The following is a 19,839-nucleotide window of genomic DNA, read 5'->3' as shown; positions in this document are numbered from 1 at the left end:
GAATGTCCACCGGCGACACGCCCGGGAACCGGTCCTTGGAGGATTTTGCATGCGAATTCGCTCTCTGCCCCTCGTCTTCGTCGCCGTCCTCCTGGCGGGCTCCGCCCAGGCTGAGGGCGAAGGCCGCTATCGCATGGACAAGACCGACAGCGGCTTCGTGCGTCTCGACACGGTGTCGGGCGAGGTTTCGCTGTGCCGGGAGCAGGACGGCCAGATCGTCTGCCGCATGGCGGCCGACGAGCGCGCCGCCTTCGAGAAGGAACTGGACCTCCTGACCAAGCGCGTCGAAGCGTTGGAAAAAGGCGGCGCAACCGGGCAAACGGCCGTAAAACCGTCACTACCCACGGATGAAGAGATTGACCGGACCATGAGCATCATGGAAAAGATGATGCAAAGGTTCATGGGCATCGTGAAAAACCTGGAGGACGGCGAGGAGGAAACCGCCCCCGGGACGGACGCGATCCCCGAAAAGACCTGACGGAGCATCCTTAGCCGGCGAAGACCGTGCCGCATCCGTCGCGAGGTCCATACTGGTCTTTGTACTCTGGGGAGGGAGCGCATGGCATCGGCACTCACGATCATCATCGCGGATGACCATCCGCTGTTCCGCGGCGCCTTGAAACAGGCGCTCACCGGAATGGCGGGCAATCCGGATATCGTCGAGGCGGGCGATTTCGAGGCGGCGCGCCAGGCGGCCACGGCCAATCCGAACGCCGACCTGCTGCTGCTCGACCTCGCCATGCCCGGCGTCAGCGGCCTTTCCGGCCTTATCTCGCTTCGCGCCGAATTCCAGAGCCTGCCGGTCGTGGTGGTCTCGGCAAGCGACGATCCGGCCACCATCCGCCGCGCGCTCGATCTCGGCGCCTCCGGCTTTATCTCCAAATCCGCCTCCATCGAAGATATCCGCGAGGGCATCGGCTCGGTGCTCGACGGCAATATCTACACGCCGGGCGGCTATGTGCGCGCGCCGGAGCAGGACAGCGAGCTGGCCGATCTCATCGCGCGCCTGCGCACGCTCACGCCCCAGCAGTCGCGCGTGCTCGCGATGCTCGCCGAGGGCCTGCTCAACAAGCAGATCGCCTACGAGCTCGGCGTCTCCGAGGCGACCATCAAGGCGCATGTCTCGGCGATCCTGTTGAAACTCAACGTCGACAGCCGCACCCAGGCCGTCATCCAGCTCGGCAAGATCGGCAGCGCGCAGGCGGCTGCCTAACCTTACTCTGCGGCGGCCCGTTCCAGCGCGGAAAACTGCGTCAGCCAGGCCCGCATCGAGGCGGGGCGCACGGGCTTGTTCTGCACGAGGATATTGTCGCGTTCCGCTTCGGCGCGCACATCCGGCGTGCGGTCTGCCGTGACGAGCAGTGCCGGCACTTCGCGTGCCGCCGCGCGCCGTAGCGTGGCGATCGCGGCAATCCCCGTGCCATCGTCGAGGTGATAGTCGGCAATGACGGCATCCACGGCGGGCGGCCCGGCCGCCACCAGCGCCTCGACCGCCGCCACCGATTCGGCCAGCGTCACCGCGCAGCCCCAACCGGAGAGCAGGAGCCGCATGCCGTCGAGGATCTTCGGCTCGTTGTCGATGCACAGCACGCGTAGGCCCCGGAGCGGCTCGTCGCTCGCCGGCACAATCGCCGGCTTGTCGGCGACAGGGCGGCTTGCGCCGGCATCGACCGGTACGCGCACCTTGAAGCTGGTGCCGCGCCCCGGCGTCGATTGCAGCTCGACGGGGTGGGAGAGCACGCGCGAGATGCGATCGACGATGGATAGGCCGAGGCCGAGGCCCGGTGCCGTGCGCGCGCCCTCGTCGAGGCGGGCGAACTCCTTGAACACCGTGCGGAATTTCGAGGCGGGGATGCCGATGCCGGAATCGAGCACCTGGATAAAGGCCTGTCCGCCCTTGCGCCGCACGCCGACCAGCACCTTGCCGGAGTTGGTGTATTTGATGGCGTTCGAAACGAGGTTCTGCACAACGCGGCGCAGCAGGTTCGGGTCCGTGCGGATAGCGAGCGACGAGGGCAGCACGGTGAATTTCAGGTTCTTCGCCCGCGCCATCGGCGCAAAATCGGTCTCGATGCGCTTAAGCAGGTCCTTGAGGGGAACCGTCTGCACGCGCGGCTTCATGGCGCCGGTATCGAGGCGTGAAATGTCGAGCACCGCGCCCAGGATGGCCTCCACCGATTCCAGCGAGGAATCGATGTTGTGGATCATTTCGCGGTTCTCCGTCTCGCCGAGCCGCTCGACGAGGGAGGAGGAATAGAGGCGCGCGGCATTGAGCGGCTGGAGGATGTCGTGGCCGGCGGCAGCGAAGAAGCGTGTCTTGCTGATATTCGCCTCTTCCGCGGCGGCGCGGGCTTCCGCAAGCTCGGTGTTGACGCGGGTCAGTTCGGCCGTGCGTTGGACGACGCGCTGCTCGAGCGTCTCGTTGACCTGTTTCAGCGCGCGGTCGGCCGCCACCCGGTCGGTGATGTCGGTATAGGTGGAAACAAAGCCCTTTTCCGGCATGGCGTTGGTGCGCACTTCGATGATGCGCTCGCCGCCCGAAAGCACCAGCGCGAAGGGTTCGTCATAGATCATGGTGCGCGTCACCGCCGCCTCGCGGTCGGCCTCCGCGATATCGCCGCGCTCCACGAGGATGTCGACGATATCGGCCAGCGGAAAGCCGACCTGGCCGACATATTCCGGCAGGTCGAGCAACTGGCGGAAGCGGCGGTTCCAGACGGTGAGGTTGCCGGCGCTGTCGAAGACGGCGATGCCCTGGTCCATCTGGCCGAGTGCTGTCTGCAGCATGTCCTGGTTATATTGCAGCGCCTCGCTCGCCTGGTCGAGCAGCCAGTCCGTATCCGTCGGCGTGTCGTCTATGCGCTGGAGCACGAGGGACAGCACGAGGCGCGCGGAGGACGAGCCGATGGCGCTGCCGAGCAGCTGTTCGGAAAAATGCACGATCGCGGCGTCCGCCGGCGCATTGTCCTCCAGCCAGCGGCCGACCTGCCGCTCATAGGTGTGGAACGAGCGCTGCATGCGCTCCTCGCCGAGATATTTGGCGATCGTCGTCTTGAGATCCTTCACCGTCACCTTGGTGCGGCGGCCGCGGAAGGCACGTTCGAGGCGGGGCTTGGAGGGGATGAAGGTGGCGGCCTGGAGCCGTTCCAGCGAGGTCGGGTTGCGCGTCAGCGAACCGACGACATAGGCGCCGATATTGACCATCATCGCGACCAGCGTCGCGTTGACCAGCGGATCGGCATTGTCGCCGGTGAAAATGGTGGAGCCCGGTAAGAGGAAGCCGAGCACCGTTTCGGCGACATAGGCATTGTCCGCCACGCCGATGCTCGGCAGGAACAGCAGGTAGGCCCAGACGACGAGGCCGGAGATCATGCCGGCCATGGCGCCGCGCGCATTGGCATTGCGCCAGAACAGGCCGCCGAGGAGCGTCGGCGCCACCTGCGATATGGCGGCAAAGGCGAGCAGTCCCATCGAGGCGAGGCCGGCATTGGCCGTCGCCGCGCGGTAATAGGCATAACCGAGCAGCAGAACGAAGAAGATCGCAAGCCGCCGGATGCGCAGCAGCATGCGCGACAGGTCGTCCTGCTGCTCGACACCGCCGATCAGGTTGCGGCGCAGCACCACCGGGATGACGATGTCGTTCGACACCATGATGGAGAGAGCGACGGAGGCGACGATGACCATGGCGGTGGCGGCGGAAAAGCCGCCGATGAAGGCGACCAGCGTCAGCACCGGCTGGTCGAGCGCGATTGGCAGCGTCAGCACATAGAGGTCGCCGTCGCCCGTGCCGTTGAAGGTCAAAACGCCGCCGATCGCCACCGGTAGCACGAAGAGGTTGATCGCAACGAGATAGAGCGGGAAGAGAATGCCCGCCATGCGCAACTCGCCGGCCGTGCGGTTCTCCACCACGGTGACGTGGAACTGGCGTGGCAGCATGACGATGGCGAAGGCCGACAGCACGATCAGCAAGATCCAGCGCGCCACCGGCGTCTCATAGCTCAGCGACTGCATGACGCGTTCGTTTTGCGACGCCTGTTGCCAGAGGTCGCCCGGCCCGTCGAACATGAAATAGATGACGTAGATGCCGATCGAGGCGATGGCGACGAGCTTCACCAACGATTCCATCGAGATGGCGAGGATCAGGCCGTCCTGGTGCTCGGTGGCGTCCGTATGCCGCGTGCCGAAGACGATGGCGAAACAGGCGAGGAAGAGCGTCACGACCAGCGGCAGGTCGACGAGGCCGCCCGAGGACGCGATGCCGAAGCCGGTCGTGTCGACCATGGCCGAGACGGAGCTCGACACCGCCTTCAGCTGGAGCGCGATATAGGGAATGTAGCCGATCAGCGAGATCAGCGCGACGACGGCGGCGACGCCCGGATTCTTGCCGTAGCGGGCGGCGACGAAATCGGCGATCGAGGTGAGGCGCTCGGATTTCGCCAGCGTCACGATGCGGCGCACCAGCGGCATGCCGAGCGTAAACATCAGGATCGGGCCGATATAGATGCCGGCGAATTCCAGGCCGTGCGTGGTCGCGAGGCCGACGCCGCCGAAATAGGTCCAGGAGGTGCAGTAGATCGCCAGGCTCAGCGCATAGACCAGCGGCCGGCCCTTGGATGTACGGCCGGAGCGCTTGGCCTTGCGGTCGCCGTAACTTGCGACCGCGAAGAGCAGCAGCAGATAGGCGAGCGCCAAGGCGAATATCAGCGAGCCCGGCATGCTTCCTCCCGCAGTCCTTCGGCCTTATTTGCGCAGAATAGGCCAAAGACGCCGGGAAGGAAATTGCGTCTAAGGTTGGGGGTGGACATGGACGGTGTGTAAACCCCTAGATATTGACAGGCCCCAGTTTCCTCCCGTGAAAAACTACACTAGGTTGCCCTTGCGTCGCAGCAAAAGGAGACCCGCATGCTCAATGAGTTCAAGGCGTTTATCGCCCGCGGCAATGTTATGGACCTCGCCGTGGGTGTCATCATTGGTGCAGCCTTCAACAAGATCGTCGAATCCATCGTCAACGACCTCGTCATGCCGATCGTCGGTGCTTTGACCGGGGGTGGTTTCGACTTTTCCAACTACTTCATCGCGCTCTCCGGCAATGTGACGGCAACGTCGCTCGCCGCCGCCCGCGAGCAGGGCGCCGTCTTCGCCTATGGCAGCTTCATCACCGTCCTCATCAACTTCCTGATCCTCGCCTGGATCATCTTCCTGATGATCAAGGGCGTGAACCGCATGCGCGCGTCGCTGGAGAAGGAAAAGGCCGCCGGTGCCGCCGAGCCAGCCCCGCCGCCGGAAGACGTGCTGCTTCTCACCGAAATCCGCGACCTCCTGAAGAGCCGTCCGGCCCTCTGAGGTTTCGCCCCTATAATGCGAATGGAAGGCCCGGTTCGCCGGGCCTTTTTACATTGCGGGCCAGCCCGTCGCGCGGGCCTGTTCGAGCGTCGCGAGCAGGGCATCGGCCGGCAAAAGCCCGAGCCGATCTGCTTGCTGCCGGAGCCAGCCGGCATGCACGAGGCGGATTTCGACCGGGATGCGCTCGATGCCGAGCGCCAGCGCCGCCGCCATGCGGTGCTTGCCGTTGGTGTGGCGGACGAGGCGGCCTTCCGCATCGATCGCCACCCCGATGTCCCGTTCGGCGAGGTCCTGCCAGAGCGTGCGCGTCCAGCGGTGGCGCCGGCCGGTCTGGCCGAGCAGGCCGAGATCGGAGTGCGGCACGATGCCATTTGTCTCGATGTCGGCGATCAGCGCCAGGTAATATTCGAAATAGTTGTCGAGCTTGTCGATCGTGTCGATGACTATGCGGTTGCGCTTGACGACGGCGCCGTCATGGATGCGTTTTGCATAGCCGCGATAGCGCTTGCCTTCGCGAAAATCCTGCCGCGTGCCGATGAGTTCCAGGATCTCCACGTGCGAGGAGGAATTTTCGAGCGGTTCGACGATCCGGCTCCAGTCGCTGCCGTCGAGAAAATGCGTGCCGATCCAGCGCAGCCGCTCGCGATCGGAAATATTGTCGCGAAGCCGCGTCGTGAGGCTCTTTGCGGCGACGGGAATGACCAGCTGTTCGCCGAAATGAAAGTGGCTTTGCGCGGCCGGGATGGCCGGGCCGCCCTCGCGATCGAGCCGCTTGACCGCGCGGTTGAACCGTCCGGCAAAACCCGCCTGAGCCGCCAGGAAATCGCGCATCGGCACCCAGTCGAGCACCTTCTGGACAAACGAAGGCGCGGGCGGCCGCGCACCGGGCGGCACCCTTTGATAGACCGGTCGTGAAAGTTTCTGCTGGTCCGTCAACCTTTGCCCGAGCCCGTTGCCCATAGCCGTCGACGCGGGTGGGCGGCAAACAGCGCGGTCATCCATGACAAATAAACGACGGTTTTGCAAAACAAGGCAGCCAAACGAGGCGTCTGTCCGGCCGAAACCCCGGAGATTTCAGGCTTTGGCGGAGCGGGATCACCCGCACCGGCCAATGCCTTTTTGTCGCCGGGCGTACCGCGCCCGCGAATCACGCCGTTGCGCCGGCCGTCTTCGTCTGGTGGATTTCGATGAGGCTCGGGCCGTTGCGCGAACCCGCCCGCTCCAGCGCCGCCGGCAGGTCGCGCACGTCCGCGAGCCGTTCGGAGGGCACGCCATAGGCGGTGCCGATGGCGATGAAATCCGGTGCGGAGGGCTTTACGCCTTCCGGCGTGATGCCGGCATCGACCATGTAGTTCTCGATCTCCTGGTAGCCGTCATTGTTCCAGACGAGGAAGACGACGCGCGCCTTCGCATCCACCGCCGAGCCGATTTCCGACAGGGAGAATTGCAGACCGCCGTCGCCGACGAGGCAGACGATCGGCGCATCCGGTTCGGCAAGGGCCGCACCGATCGCCGCCGGCGGGGCGTAACCGAGCGCGCCATAACCCGTCGCCGCATTGAACCAGCTACGCGCGCGCGGCGCATCGCAATAGTAGTTGCCGGCATAGACGGCCTGGGTGGAATCCCCGACGATGACCGCCTTCGGCAGCGCGCGGTAGACCGCGTCGATGACGCCGACTTCCACCTGCATCTTCGGCGTCAGTTCCTTCCATGCGTTCTTGCGCGCGGTTTCGGCGCGCGAAGCGCCGTTGCCGATCGGCTTGTGGCCTTCGAGGAAGCCGAGCATGCCGGCCGCCGCCGTCTTGGCGCTGGAAAAGATCGAAAGGCCGGATTGCGGCGTGCGGGCGAGCTGCGCGGCGTCGATATCAATGCGAATCAGCGTTTTCAGCCGCGGGAAACCGCCGTCGACATTGATGTCGTAGTCGGTCGGGCCGAATTCCGTGCCGAAGGCGACCACGAGGTCGGCATCGGCCAGTAGCCGGCGCACGGCTTTGAGGCTCGGGCTTGCCGGCACGCAGAGCGCATTGCCGGCCAGCATGCCGCGGGCATTGACCGTGGTGACGACCGGGGCGCCGATGCGCTCCGCAAGCTCACGGATTTCTTCTTCCGCCGTCACCGCGCCGCCGCCGGCGAGGATGACGGGGCGCGTCGCATTGGTGCAGAGGATCGCCGCGCGCTGCAGGGTTTCCGCATCGGCACGCGGACGGGTCGCGACGGCGCGCGGGAAACTGCCGGTCTCGATGGGCTTGGCCATCACATCGGTCGGGATTTCGATATGCACCGGGCCGGGACGGCCGGAGAGCAGCACGGCGAAGGCGCGCTCGACGACGAGCGGCAGGTCGGCCGGATTGAGCAGCGTGTGAGAATAGAGCGCCAGCGTCTTCATCATGCCCTGCTGGTCCGGCAGTTCATGCAGGAGGCCTCGGCCATGGCCGAGCGAATCGCGGCGGTTGACGCCGGAGATGACCAGCATCGGCACGGAATCCTGCCGCGCCTGCGCCATCGCCGTGATCGTGTTGGTGAGGCCCGGACCGGTGATGACCAGAGCCACGCCGGGCTTGCCGGAGACACGCGCATACCCATCCGCCATGAAGCCGGCGCCCTGTTCGTGGCGCGGCGTGATGTGGCGGATTTTCGAGGCGGCGAGGCCGCGATAGAGCTCGACCGTGTGCACGCCCGGAATGCCGAACACGACGTCGACGCCATTGGCCTCCAGCAGGTCGACGAGAACTTCGCCTACGGTTTTCGTGGTCATGCGCGGCGCTCCTTGGGGCTTGCGGATCGGGCGGCAAGCGCGGTGATGCGCCGGCAGGCCTCGTCGATATGGGCATCGGGTACGGTCAAACTGAGGCGGATATAGTCCTCCGCCTCGTCGCCAAAGGACGAACCCGGCATCACGGCGACCAGTTCCTCGCGCAACAGCGCCCAGGCGAAGTCCTCGCCGCTCATGCCGGTTTCGGCGACGTCGACGACGATGAACATGCCGGCCTCCGGCGGCAGCGGCACGAGGCCAGGCGCACGCGAAAGGGATGCGACGAAGCGGGCGGCGCGCGCCTTGTAGGTCTCGCGCATCGTGGCGGCGGTGGCGATCGGGTTGTCGAGCGCATAGGCCGTCATGTCTGCGATGAAGGGCTGGCCGCCGAACAGCATCGTCTCCGAAACCGAGAGCAGCCGCGTGCAGAAATCCGCAGGCCCGATCGCCCAGCCGCTGCGAAAGCCCGGGGCGGCGTGCGACTTGGAGATGGAGGAGACGACGATAGTGCGCTCGGCAAGGTCCGGATTGTCGAAGGGCGAGGCGAAGGTCGCGCCGAACACGAGCTGTTCGTAGACCTCGTCGCAGACGATCCACAGGTCATGTTTGCGGCAGACCGCGCCGATCTCGGCGATCTCGTCAGTGCTCAGCACCGCGCCGGTCGGATTGTGCGGTGTGTTGAGCAGCAGCACGCGGCATTCCGGCGTGATCGCCGCTTCGAGATCGGCCGCCTTCATGTGGAAACCGTTTTCCGGGCGCAGCGGCACGGCAATGCGCTCGGCACCCGTCGACCGGATGACGCCTTCATAGGTCGCATAGAGCGGGTCGCCGACGAGCACGGCATCGCCCGCTTCCACGAGGCCGAGCATGACGGCGAAGAGGGCGGTCTGGGTGCCGGGGAAGCAGAGCACGTTGGCGGCGGTGACGTCGCTGCGGCGCTTGCTGTACTTTCGCACCAGCGCATCGACGATGGAGGGTTCGCCGCGGCCGTTGGAATAGCGGTAGCGGCCGGCATGCATGGCGCGCACGGCCTCGGCCAGCAGCACCGGGTCCGGCGGCACGTCCGGCTCGCCGATGGTGAGCTCGATGATCGGCTTGCCCTCGGCCTTCATGCGCCTTGCTTCGGCATGGATGGCCCATTTTTCCGAGCCGAGATTCTGAAGCCGGTCTGTGATGGATGCATAGCGCATGGCCGTTCTCCGCATTTCTATTGATGTCGTTTAGGTTCGGGCGCTCGTCGCGTCGGCCGGCCTCAGGCGTAGTCCCAACAGCGTTTCGATCGAGTTGAGCGCGATCTCGACCAGCTCGCTCTCGCCGAAAAGTTCGCCGGCGAGGCAGCCTTCCAGCCACAGCCCGTCGAGCAGGCCGTTGATGGCGATGGCCAGCGTTCGGCAGCGCTCCGGAGAAGCATCCTGGCCGTGCTCCGTCAGGAAATCGGCAAGCAGGCTTTCCAGCGCGTTACGAAAGCTCAGATAGCCTTCGCGGTGGATGGCGGCGAGTTCGGGATCGACGCTGACCCGGCTGATGAACGAGGCCCAGAGCGAGAGGCTGCGGCTGTTGGCGACCGGTTCCGTCAGGTTGATGACGATGAAGTCACGCAGCCGCGTTTCCGGATCACCCGTCACCCGCTCGGCCTTTTCGGTGAGCCGGCCGATGACGATGCGATAGGCCTCCTGAAGGATATGCTCCTTCGACTGGAAATAGTGCCGGATGAGGCCCGCCGTCACCCCCGCCTTGATGGCGATCTGCCGGACCGTCGCACCCTCAAGGCCGTATTCGGCAATGCAGTCGAGCGTCGCCTCGATCAGGTCGTGGCGGCGTTCGGCTTCTGGGGCGCGATGAAAGGTCCGGCGGGCCATTTTTCCTCCGTTAAGCCGCGCGGCGCAGCACCGGCCGCGTCAGGCAGGTCGGGCCGCCCTCGCAGGCGATGCACAGCGCATCCGCCTCGAAGGTCTCGACGGTGCAGCCGGCCGCTTCCATCGCCGCCTTGGTGGCCGGGAAGCCTTCCACCATGATGACCTCGTACGGCTTGGTCGGCAGAACGTTGAGCGACAGGCCGTTGCTGGCGTGGAATTCGTCGGCCGGCGCTTCGATGAGGCGGATGCCGCGCTTCTTGAGCAGCTGGTAGAAGGCCGCCGGCAGCAGCGGCGCGAAGACGAGCGCCAGGTCTTCGGCAAGCGGGCTCATCACGCTCATCAGGTGCAGGCAGGCCTCCTCGCCGTGCCAGAGTGGCAGGTCGTAGGCGAGCACGGTGATGCCGTGCGGCGCGAGGATGGCGGAAATCTGCTCGATGCCTTCCTGGTTGGTGCGCACGCCGCGGCCGATGACGAGCGTCTTGGCGTCAAGCCAGATGCAATCGCCGCCTTCGACGGTGCCTTCGCCCTGGATGCGGCCGAGGATCGGAATCTGCCGCTCGGCATAGGCCTTTTCGTGCAGGGCCGTCTCGGCGACGCGTAGCGGCTTGCCCATGCGCAAGAGGATCGCGCCATGGTCGGACATCAGCGACGGGTCATGGGTGAACATGGCGTCGGCAAGGCCATCGCCCTCATCCTCCAGCCAGATGATCTCGGTGCCGGATTTTTCGACCAGCTCGGCGAAGGCCTTGTACTGGTGCACGGCGCGCGCGCCGTCGAAGGTCGGCCCGTAATGCCACTTGGCGGCGTCGGCCCCCTTCAGGCTCTCGCCGGGGCGGCGCATCAGAACGCGCATCAGGGGGGCCGACATTTCCTGCGAACCGTAGGCGGTCATTCAATGCTCCTGCTGGAAATTTGATCATGGGTGGGCGCTGCCAGAAAAGTCAGCGTTTGACCTATTATACGCTTGAATAATTTCTTAACAAGTGCCACGATGCTTTCCACAAGACGCCACGACGGGCCGAAGATGCCCGCGGGAACGCTGAAAAACAGGGGAAGTTTGGCATGATCCATGCATCGATTTTCCGTGCGCTGGAGACCTCTCCACGATGACGGAACGCGCCGAGGCTATCGCGGTCAGGGACCTGCACAAGCGCTTCGGGCCGCTTGAAGTTCTCAAGGGCGTATCACTCACCGCGCATGAGGGCGATGTCATCGCCATCATCGGCGGTTCGGGTTCCGGCAAGTCCACCTTCCTGCGCTGTATCAACATGCTGGAGCTGCCGAGCGCCGGATCGGTGACGATCCATGGCGAGACGATCGCCATGAAGAAAGACGGCCATGGCGGCATGACGCCATCCGACCGCAAGCAGGTGCAGCGCCTGCGCTCCCGCCTGGGCATGGTGTTCCAGAGCTTCAATCTCTGGCAGCATATGACCATCCTCGAAAACGTCATCGAGGCGCCCGTGCATGTGCTGGGCGTCAAGAAGGACGAGGCGATCAGCCGCGCCGAGGCGCTGCTGCGCCGCGTCGGGCTCTATGAGAAGCGCGACGCCTATCCCGCCTTCCTCTCCGGCGGCCAGCAGCAGCGCGCGGCGATCGCCCGGGCACTGGCCATCCAGCCTCATGTCATGCTCTTCGACGAACCGACTTCCGCGCTCGATCCCGAACTGGTGGGCGAGGTGCTCTCCGTCATCGGCGACCTCGCCAAGGAGAAGCGCACGATGATCCTCGTCACCCACGAGATGAAGTTCGCGCGCAACGTCGCGAGCCACGTCGTCTTCCTGGCGAACGGGGTCATCGAGGAACAAGGCCCGCCGGACGAACTGTTCGGATCGCCGAAATCGGAGCGGCTGAAGAAATTCATCAGCTCCATCCACTGAGAACCAAAAAAACCAACAGAGGGAAAATCATGAAGAGTGCCTTGAAGACAATCGCCCTTGCTGCCGCGATCGGCCTTGCGGCCATTTCGGGCGCGGCTGCCCAGCAGGTCCGCGTCGGTTTTGCCGCCGAGCCCTATCCGCCCTTCACCTCGCCGGATGCCTCCGGCAACTGGCAGGGCTGGGAAGTGGACTTCATGAAGGCGATCTGCGCCGAAGCGAAGCTCGACTGCGTCATCACGCCGGTCGCCTGGGACGGCATCATCCCGGCGCTGACCACCAACAAGATCGACATGATCATCGGCTCCATGTCGATCACGGCGGAACGCCTCCAGACGATCGACTTCTCCGACAAGTATTACAACTCGCCTCCGGGCATCATCGGCGCCAAGGACGTGAAGTTCGACGCGACGCCGGAAGGCCTCTCCGGCAAGACGCTCGGCGTACAGGTCGCGACCATCCACCAGGTCTATGCCAACAAGTATTTCGGCGAGGCGGGCGCTACGGTCAAGGAATACCAGACGCAGGACGAGGCCAACAACGACCTCGCCGCCGGTCGCATCGATGCGGTGCAGGCCGATTCCATCGCGCTTACCGACTTCCTGAAGACCGAGCAGGGCGCCTGCTGCGACATGAAGGGCACCGTGAAGGACGATCCGGAAATCCTCGGGCTGGGCGTCGGCGTCGGCCTTCGCAAGGGCGAGACGGAGCTGAAGGACAAGATCAACGCCGCCATCAAGGCGATCCGCGCCAACGGCACTTATGACGAATTCTCGAAGAAGTATTTCGACTTCGACGTCTACGGCGGCTGATAGTCTGCCCTGTCCCTGATGCCGGCGGCACTTGCCGCCGGCCTTTCTCCTCGAATGGACACGAGACCCCATGGCCGATGCCGGATCGCTGATCAACTGGAGCCTGCTTGCGCTTGAACCGCCCGGCTGGGGCGGGGTGATGCTGGCGGGGCTCTGGCAGTCCCTCCAGATTGCCGTCGGCGGTTATGCGCTCGGCCTGATCCTCGGCACCGGCGGCGCCATGGGCAAGCTCTATGGCGGCCCGGTCACCAAGGACCTCCTGGAGGTCTACACCACGCTTGTACGCGCGGTGCCGGAGCTCGTGCTGATCCTCATTCTCTATTATGCCGGCACGGACGTGCTGAACCAGCTGTCCGCGCTCGTCGGCTTCGGCCCCGTCGATATCAGTGGCCTTGCGGCCGGCATCTTCGTCATCGGCGTCGTGCAGGGCGCCTATTCCACCGAGGTTCTGCGCGGCGCGATCAAGGCGGTGCCGGCTGGGCAGATGGAGGCGGCGCGCGCTTACGGCATGTCGCCGTTCCAGGTCATGCGCCGCATCACGCTGCCGGCCATGCTGCCGCATGCCATTCCCGGCCTCTCCAATCTCTGGCTGATCGCCACCAAGGACACGGCCCTTCTCGCGGTGGTCGGCTTCAGCGAGCTGACGCTGGTCACCCGCCAGGCGGCGGGCAGCACCAAGGCCTACCTGCTGTTCTTCTGCGCGGCCGGCGTGCTCTACCTGATGATCACGCTGGTCTCCAATGTGCTGATCGGCTTCATCGAGCGGCACTACCGGCGCGGCATGGCGAGGGCCGCCTGATGAGCGACCCGACCATCACCGCCCTCGCATTGACAGACCTGCCGACGAAGAAAAGCATCTTCAAGCCGCATCGCATCGTGCTGATGGCGATCGCCGCGATCCTCGTTTTCTGTATCGTCTGGTTCATGCGCTGGGACTGGGTGCCGAAATATTCCGGCCGCCTCGCCTATGGCGCCGGCGTGACGCTGCTGATGCTGTTTTCGACGGCGATCCTCGGCTTCATCCTCGCCGTGCCCATCGGCCTGGTGCAGGTGACGGGGCCGTGGCCGCTCAAGGTGCTGGCGCGGGTTTTTTGCACGGTCATCCGCGGCACGCCGCTGCTGTTGCAGCTCTGGCTGCTCTATTACGGCCTCGGTTCGCTCTTCCCGCAGTTCCCGGAAATCCGCAATTCCTTCCTCTGGCCCTATCTGCGCGAGGCCTGGCCCTATGGCGTGGCGGCGCTGACGCTCTCCTTTGCCGCCTATGAGGGCGAGGTGATGCGCGGCGCCTTTGCCGGCGTGCCGCCGGGCGAGCTGGAGGCCGCGCGCGCCTATGGCATGAGCCCCTTCACCGTCTTCCGCCGCATCTGGCTGCCGCGTGCCGTGCACCGCGCCCTGCCGACGCTGAACGGCGAGACCGTGCTGCAACTGAAGGCGACGCCGCTGGTGGCGACCATCACCGTCATCGACCTCTATGCCGTCATCTCCAAGGTGCGGCAGGAGACCTACATTACCTATGAGCCGCTGCTGCTGCTGGCGCTCATCTATCTCTGCCTGACCGCCATCCTGGTGGTCACCTTCCGCTACTTCGAGAGCAAAATCCCCACGCGTGGTGCCTGAAATGACGATCCATACGACGCTGCAAAATTCCATGCCCGAAATGGTGGCGATCCGTCGCGACCTGCACGAGCACCCGGAACTGGGCCTGGAGGAAGTGCGCACCTCGGATGTCATCGCGCGCCATCTGGAAAGCTACGGCTACAAGGTCACGCGCGGCCTCGCCAAGACCGGCCTGGTCGCGACGCTGGTAAACGGCACCAGCCGCAAGTCGATCGGCATCCGCGCCGATATCGATGCCCTGCCGATCTTCGAGGAGACCGGCCTTCCCTATGCCAGCAAGACGCCGGGCAAGATGCATGCCTGCGGCCATGACGGCCACACGACCATGCTGCTCGGCGCGGCGAAGGCGATCGCCGAACGGCGCAATTTCGACGGCACCGTGCACCTGATCTTCCAGCCGGCGGAGGAGAATTTCGGCGGAGCGAAGATCATGGTGGAGGAGGGGCTGTTCGACAAATTCCCCTGCGACGCCGTCTTTGCGCTGCATAACGAGCCGGGCCTGCCCTTCGGCCAGTTCGCGCTGCGCGACGGCCCGATCATGGCGGCGGTCGACGAGGCGCGCATCACGGTGAACGGCGTGGGCGGCCACGGCGCGGAGCCGCAGGAGACGCTGGACCCGATCGTCGGCGGCGCTTCTATCGTCATGGCGCTCCAGACCATCGTCTCGCGCAACATCCACCCGCTCGATCCGACGGTGGTGACGGTCGGCTCCTTCCATTCGGGCTCCGCCAGCAACATCATCCCGAGCCGCGCCGAAATCGTCGTCGGCATCCGCTCGTTCGATCCCGCGGTGCGCGACGAGCTGGAGCGCCGCATCCGCCTCATCGCCTCGCGCCAGGCCGAAAGCTACGGCATGACGGCGACGGTGGATTACCAGCGCTTCTATGATGCGACGGTCAACCACACGGCCGAGACGGACCTGGTGCGCCAACTCGCCACCCGCTTTGCCGGCGCCGACAAGGTCGTCGACCTGGAGCGGCCCTTCATGGGCAGCGAGGATTTCGCCTATATGCTGAAGGAACGGCCGGGCACCTATTTCTTCCTCGGCGGCAAGGGCGGCGAGAACGACAAGTCGCTCCACCACCCCGGCTACAACTTCAACGACGACCTGCTGCCCATCGGCGCCGCCTTCTGGACGGAGCTTGCCGAACACTATCTTCGGGCCGTCTAAGCGACACAATTCGAACACAATCAAGGCACGCCGGAGCGGGTCTTTCGGCCGATTTTTAGGGCGTCACACATTCGTGAAGCCCTTGAAATCGGCACGGCGGATTTTTACCGCCACAATCATTAACGGCGCAGCGTCTCGCTGCACCTTTTCCGCGCATGACCTTCGATCGTGCGAGAGCGTTAAGATTTCCCATTTGAAATCAGAATATTGCTGGCGTGCCAGTTTTGCAAACAATCCGTCCATCCGGACGGTTTGTTTGTTTTCATGCGCCTTCGGTTGTGCTCCGCGAGCCCGGTTTTCATCGTTCAATAAACGTTGACGCCTGTTTCCAATTTGAGACCCTTCCATCCTTCAATTTGAGGGACCATCTTTATTTCACGAGAGCGACATAACGCTCCCGGAAGACTGATGGGAAACGACGATGTCGAAGCGCGCCGACCGAAAGACCGCCCTGGGCGCTCCAGAAAAGCGCTCCGCACCGACCCCGCCACCAGCGCGCGATGTCACGCGGCCGCGGTGAAATTCGCCCGCCAGTTTTGAAGCAGAGACATATCAAAAGCGCATAGAAAAAGGACCACCACAATGACCAAGACCCTTAACACGACCTTTGCCGCCGCCCTTGTCGTCGCCTCCGTTTTCGGCGGCACCGCAGCCTTCGCCGGCGGTGACGGCGACTACTATTCGGGTGTCTCCCGCGAGCCGACCCAAAGCCAGAAGATCGACCGCTTCACCACGCAGAGCATTCGCAACGGCGATGCGGTGACCAGCACCCGGAGCACTGAAAATATCGGCCCGGCCAACGGCGACTACTACCGCGGCGTCGACCGCAACGACCGCTGACCCGGCATTTCTACCCAATACTCCTCCCAGGACTGAATCAGGACCATTACAATGACCAAGACCCTCAACCTTGCCTTCGCCACCACGCTGGCGGCCGCCACGCTCTTCGGCGGTTCTGCCGCTATGGCCGGCGGCAGCTACTACGACGGCATCTGGCCCAGCGCGAAGCAGGACCGGATGATCGAGGAAAAGCGCCAGAGCAACCAGCGCGCCTATTCGGATTATACGAGGCAGGACGTCCGCGCGAAGCGCGTCGGCCCCGCCGATGGCGACTATTATCCGGGCCTCGACAGCTCCACGCTGGCCGATCGCTAAGCGGCAAAGCCCTTTCGTCATTCCACTCTCGAAGCTCCCGATGCGAACCGGGAGCTTCGCGCGTTTAAGCCGGCGGCGGCCGAAATGCCGCACGCGGGCGATTGTCGCGGTGCGGCAACGTGGGCCGCGCCGCCGAATTGACCTTTGCCTGTTTTGCGCCGCATTCTTTCGTGCAGCCGCAGCGTGCAGTCACCTGCGGCAGCCTTATGAAAGGACGCGGTCCATGTTCGAATCGCTGGACGCAACGCTGCTCGCCCGGTTTCAGTTCGCCTTCACGGTGTCGTTCCACATCGTCTTCCCGGCCTTCTCGATCGGCCTTGCGAGCTATCTCGCCGTGCTGGAAGGCCTGTGGCTCTCGACGAAGGACGAGGTCTATTTCGCCCTGTTCAATTTCTGGAAGACGATCTTTGCGCTCGCCTTCGGCATGGGCGTCGTCTCCGGCATCGTCATGTCCTACCAGTTCGGCACGAACTGGAGCGTCTTTTCCGACAAGGCCGGGCCGGTCATCGGGCCGCTGATGGGTTACGAGGTGCTGACGGCCTTCTTCCTGGAGGCCGGCTTCCTCGGCGTCATGCTGTTCGGCCTCAACCGCGTCGGCCCGAAACTGCATTTCTTCGCCACCCTCATGGTCGCCGTCGGCACGCTGATCTCGGCCACCTGGATCCTCGCCGCCAATTCCTGGATGCAGACGCCGGCCGGCTTTGCGGTCAACGATGTCGGCCAGTTCGTGCCGGTCGACTGGTGGGCGGTGATCTTCAACCCGTCCTTCCCCTACCGGCTCGTGCACATGGTTCTCGCCGCCTATCTTACGACCGCCTTCGTGGTCGGCGGCGTCGGCGCCTATCACCTCTTGCGCGGCGATGCGCCGAAGCGCGCCAGAAAGATGTTCTCCATGGCCATGTGGATGGCGGCGATCGTCGCGCCCATCCAGATCTTTGCCGGCGACATGCACGGCCTCAACACGCTGGAGCACCAGCCGGTCAAGGTGATGGCGATGGAGGGGCACTACCAGAGCCATCCGGACGGCGCGCCGCTCATCCTCTTCGGCATACCGAACTCGGCCGAGCAGCGCGTCGATTACGCCATCGAGATCCCGAAGCTTTCGAGCCTCATCCTGAAACATGAACTGAACGCCCCGCTTGCCGGCCTCGATTCCGTGCCGAAGGAGCTGCATCCGCCGGTCGGCATCGTCTTCTGGGCGTTCCGCATCATGGTCGGTATCGGCTTCGCCATGCTGAGCATCGGGCTCTGGTCGCTGTGGTCTCGGTGGCGGAGCACGCTCGGCGAGAACCGCTGGCTGCACCGCGCCGCCGTCCTGATGGGGCCCGCGGGCTTCGTCGCCGTGCTTGCCGGCTGGGTGACGACGGAGGTCGGCCGCCAGCCCTATACGGTCTACGGCCACCTGCTGACGGCGAATTCCGTGGCACCCATCGATGCGCCCGCCGTCGCCACCTCGCTCATCGCCTTCATCGTGGTCTACTTCCTCGTCTTCGGCGCCGGCACCTTCTACATCCTGCGCCTGATGGGCCGCCTGCCGCGCGATCCCATGCCGGATTTGCAGGACGGTCCGCTCCGCACCGCCGGCATCACGCCCGCCATCGCCACCAAAACCGGGAGCCACCACCATGGCGCTTGACCTTCCCTTCATTTGGGCGGCCATCATCGCCTTTGCAGTGCTCGCCTATGTCATCCTTGACGGCTTCGATCTCGGCGTCGGCATCCTCTTCCCCTTCTTCAAGGAAAAACACGACCGAGACGTGATGATGAACTCCGTCGCGCCCGTCTGGGACGGCAACGAGACCTGGCTGGTGCTCGGCGGCGGCGGGCTGATGGCCGTCTTCCCGCTCGCCTATGCGACGATCCTGCCGGCGCTCTACATGCCGCTCGTGCTGATGCTGCTCGGCCTCATCTTCCGCGGCGTCGCCTTCGAATACCGCTGGCGCACGAAGCGTGGCGAATTCCTTTGGGACATCGCCTTTGCCGGCGGCTCGATGGTCGCGGCCTTCTCGCAAGGCGTGGCGCTGGGCGCGCTGGTGCAGGGCATTCCGGTCGCCAACCGCGCTTATACCGGTGGCTGGTGGGACTGGCTGACGCCGTTCTCCATCGCGACCGGGATCGCACTGTTGGTCGGCTATGCCCTGCTCGGCGCCACCTGGCTGGTGATGAAGACGAGCGGCCCGCTTGCCGAACGCGCGCGGCGCTACGCGCTCAGGGCAGGCATCGGCATGCTTCTGGCCATGGGCATCGTTAGCCTGTGGACGCCCTTCCTCGAACCGCTCTATTTCGAACGCTGGTTCGGCTGGCCGACCGTCATCTTCAGCCTGCTGGTGCCGCTGCTCGTGCTCGGCTGCTTCGCGCTGCTGATCCACGGCCTACGCACGGAGCATGATTCCCGGCCGTTCCTCGCCGCCCTCGGCCTTTTCGTGCTCGGTTTTGCCGGCATTGGCATCAGCTTCTACCCCTACATCGTGCCGACCTCGCTGACGATCTGGGAGGCCGCCGCGCCCCATGAAAGCCTCGCCTTCCTGCTGGTCGGCGCGGTCGTGCTGGTGCCGATGATCCTCTGCTACACGGCCTATGCCTACTGGGTCTTCCGCGGCAAGGTCGATCCGGAGGAGGGCTATCACTGATGACGGAGAATTCCACCGCGCGAAAACTTCTATGGTTCGTGGGGCTCTGGGCCGGGGGCGTGCTGGCGGTGACGGTCGTCGGTTTTGCCATCAAGCTCGCCATCGGCACGTAACCTAACGTAACGTTAAAATAGCCAGCTTCGCGCCAGCTTATATGCCTAGGTTCCGCCTCGGCCAGCATGCAGGCCCGCAAGTGGAAGACAGGACCGCACCCTCCTTTCGCTTAACCCCCGGGCCTGCATGTGGCCTAGTGTCTCGCGACAGAGAGATACCTTTCCCCCCAAACATTCCTCTGCTATCCGGTTGCCCATGAAGGAGACCGGCATGGCGAAGACCGCGGCAGACTGCACGACGATGACGGACATCCGAGAAAACATCGACCGGGTCGACCAGGCGCTGATGGCGCTCTTCGCTGAACGCTGGAGCTTCATCAACCGCGCGGCCGAGATCAAGGTCGGGCTCGGCATCCCCGCCGACGTGCCGGAACGCGTGAAGGAAGTGCGCGACAACGCCCACCGCAACGCGACAGGCCACGGGCTCGACGGCGATTTCTACGAAGGGATCTGGGCTGAGCTCATCCAGCACGCCATCGAGCATGAAAAGAAGCTGCTCGGCGAGGAATAAAC

21 protein-coding genes are annotated in these 19,839 nt (G+C 64.7%); 13 read left to right on the top strand and 8 right to left on the bottom strand.

Going from position 1 to position 19,839, the window contains the following annotated elements:
- Positions 1-49: 49 nt before the first annotated feature.
- Positions 50-478: a hypothetical protein gene (locus AC1Q6Z_RS14730; RefSeq protein WP_256117926.1), complete on the top strand. Its 429-nt coding sequence runs from the start codon at positions 50-52 to the stop codon at positions 476-478.
- An 81-nt stretch (positions 479-559) separates the two neighbouring features.
- Complete coding sequence (locus AC1Q6Z_RS14725; protein ID WP_492648378.1) at positions 560-1,213, top strand: response regulator; 654 nt, start codon at positions 560-562, stop codon at positions 1,211-1,213.
- A 2-nt stretch (positions 1,214-1,215) separates the two neighbouring features.
- On the opposite strand, the gene AC1Q6Z_RS14720 is transcribed toward AC1Q6Z_RS14725, so the two are convergent.
- Positions 1,216-4,716, bottom strand: a complete 3,501-nt coding sequence (locus tag AC1Q6Z_RS14720; RefSeq protein ID WP_492648377.1) for a hybrid sensor histidine kinase/response regulator — start codon at positions 4,714-4,716, stop codon at positions 1,216-1,218.
- Between the two features lie 186 nt (positions 4,717-4,902).
- On the opposite strand from AC1Q6Z_RS14720, the gene mscL reads away from it, so the two are divergent.
- On the top strand, positions 4,903-5,343 hold the full coding sequence (gene mscL, locus AC1Q6Z_RS14715) for a large conductance mechanosensitive channel protein MscL (RefSeq protein WP_435266595.1): 441 nt from the start codon (positions 4,903-4,905) through the stop codon (positions 5,341-5,343).
- 48 nt (positions 5,344-5,391) lie between these two features.
- Here the strand turns inward: mscL and AC1Q6Z_RS14710 are convergent, their stop codons facing one another.
- The 6 genes from AC1Q6Z_RS14710 to AC1Q6Z_RS14685 all read right to left on the bottom strand — a co-directional run bounded on the left by AC1Q6Z_RS14710 (position 5,392) and on the right by AC1Q6Z_RS14685 (position 11,022).
- Complete coding sequence (locus AC1Q6Z_RS14710; RefSeq protein WP_492648376.1) at positions 5,392-6,279, bottom strand: hypothetical protein; 888 nt, start codon at positions 6,277-6,279, stop codon at positions 5,392-5,394.
- Between the two features lie 211 nt (positions 6,280-6,490).
- Complete coding sequence (locus AC1Q6Z_RS14705) at positions 6,491-8,098, bottom strand: 5-guanidino-2-oxopentanoate decarboxylase (protein ID WP_492648375.1); 1,608 nt, start codon at positions 8,096-8,098, stop codon at positions 6,491-6,493.
- Complete coding sequence (locus tag AC1Q6Z_RS14700) at positions 8,095-9,285, bottom strand: pyridoxal phosphate-dependent aminotransferase (protein ID WP_492648374.1); 1,191 nt, start codon at positions 9,283-9,285, stop codon at positions 8,095-8,097. Before AC1Q6Z_RS14700 ends, AC1Q6Z_RS14705 begins: the two co-directional genes overlap by 4 nt.
- 30 nt (positions 9,286-9,315) lie before the next feature.
- On the bottom strand, positions 9,316-9,954 hold the full coding sequence (locus AC1Q6Z_RS14695) for a TetR family transcriptional regulator C-terminal domain-containing protein (protein WP_492648373.1): 639 nt from the start codon (positions 9,952-9,954) through the stop codon (positions 9,316-9,318).
- Positions 9,955-9,964: 10 nt separating this feature from the next.
- A complete protein-coding gene (locus AC1Q6Z_RS14690; RefSeq protein ID WP_492648372.1) occupies positions 9,965-10,843 on the bottom strand; it encodes a dimethylarginine dimethylaminohydrolase family protein in 879 nt (292 codons plus the stop codon).
- Positions 10,840-11,022 (bottom strand): hypothetical protein, encoded by a 183-nt coding sequence (locus AC1Q6Z_RS14685; RefSeq protein ID WP_256117915.1) that lies wholly within the window; start codon positions 11,020-11,022, stop codon positions 10,840-10,842. The genes AC1Q6Z_RS14690 and AC1Q6Z_RS14685 overlap by 4 nt, the downstream gene beginning before the upstream one ends.
- Positions 11,023-11,057: 35 nt before the next feature.
- Here AC1Q6Z_RS14685 and AC1Q6Z_RS14680 point away from each other — a divergent pair, with 35 nt between their 5' ends.
- The 5 genes from AC1Q6Z_RS14680 to AC1Q6Z_RS14660 all read left to right on the top strand — a co-directional run bounded on the left by AC1Q6Z_RS14680 (position 11,058) and on the right by AC1Q6Z_RS14660 (position 15,428).
- Positions 11,058-11,831 (top strand): ABC transporter ATP-binding protein, encoded by a 774-nt coding sequence (locus AC1Q6Z_RS14680; protein WP_256117914.1) that lies wholly within the window; start codon positions 11,058-11,060, stop codon positions 11,829-11,831.
- A 29-nt stretch (positions 11,832-11,860) separates the two neighbouring features.
- Positions 11,861-12,640 (top strand): transporter substrate-binding domain-containing protein, encoded by a 780-nt coding sequence (locus AC1Q6Z_RS14675; RefSeq protein ID WP_435266589.1) that lies wholly within the window; start codon positions 11,861-11,863, stop codon positions 12,638-12,640.
- Positions 12,641-12,710: 70 nt separating this feature from the next.
- A complete protein-coding gene (locus tag AC1Q6Z_RS14670; protein WP_256117912.1) occupies positions 12,711-13,439 on the top strand; it encodes an ABC transporter permease in 729 nt (242 codons plus the stop codon).
- Entirely contained in the window at positions 13,439-14,257 is an 819-nt protein-coding gene (locus AC1Q6Z_RS14665; RefSeq protein WP_492648371.1) for an ABC transporter permease, read from the top strand. Before AC1Q6Z_RS14670 ends, AC1Q6Z_RS14665 begins: the two co-directional genes overlap by 1 nt.
- A 1-nt stretch (position 14,258) precedes the next feature.
- Complete coding sequence (locus AC1Q6Z_RS14660; RefSeq protein WP_492648370.1) at positions 14,259-15,428, top strand: M20 aminoacylase family protein; 1,170 nt, start codon at positions 14,259-14,261, stop codon at positions 15,426-15,428.
- Between the two features lie 63 nt (positions 15,429-15,491).
- Here AC1Q6Z_RS14660 and AC1Q6Z_RS14655 read toward each other — a convergent pair whose 3' ends face one another.
- On the bottom strand, positions 15,492-15,737 hold the full coding sequence (locus tag AC1Q6Z_RS14655) for a hypothetical protein (RefSeq protein WP_492648369.1): 246 nt from the start codon (positions 15,735-15,737) through the stop codon (positions 15,492-15,494).
- Positions 15,738-16,010: 273 nt separating this feature from the next.
- Between AC1Q6Z_RS14655 and AC1Q6Z_RS14650 the strand changes: the two genes are divergently transcribed.
- From AC1Q6Z_RS14650 to AC1Q6Z_RS14630, 5 genes are all read left to right on the top strand, one after another.
- Positions 16,011-16,268, top strand: coding sequence for a hypothetical protein (locus tag AC1Q6Z_RS14650; RefSeq protein ID WP_492648368.1), 258 nt, complete (start codon positions 16,011-16,013; stop codon positions 16,266-16,268).
- Between the two features lie 51 nt (positions 16,269-16,319).
- Complete coding sequence (locus AC1Q6Z_RS14645) at positions 16,320-16,583, top strand: hypothetical protein (protein WP_492648367.1); 264 nt, start codon at positions 16,320-16,322, stop codon at positions 16,581-16,583.
- A 223-nt stretch (positions 16,584-16,806) separates the two neighbouring features.
- A complete protein-coding gene (locus AC1Q6Z_RS14640) occupies positions 16,807-18,219 on the top strand; it encodes a cytochrome ubiquinol oxidase subunit I (protein WP_492648366.1) in 1,413 nt (470 codons plus the stop codon).
- Entirely contained in the window at positions 18,209-19,213 is a 1,005-nt protein-coding gene (cydB, locus tag AC1Q6Z_RS14635; RefSeq protein WP_492648365.1) for a cytochrome d ubiquinol oxidase subunit II, read from the top strand. The genes AC1Q6Z_RS14640 and cydB overlap by 11 nt, the downstream gene beginning before the upstream one ends.
- Positions 19,214-19,537: 324 nt before the next feature.
- On the top strand, positions 19,538-19,837 hold the full coding sequence (locus AC1Q6Z_RS14630) for a chorismate mutase family protein (protein ID WP_492648364.1): 300 nt from the start codon (positions 19,538-19,540) through the stop codon (positions 19,835-19,837).
- Positions 19,838-19,839: the final 2 nt, after the last annotated feature.

Source organism: Shinella sp. GW835-FHT14H05 (assembly GCF_058793575.1).
This window is presented reverse-complemented; position numbering and strand designations above follow the sequence as displayed.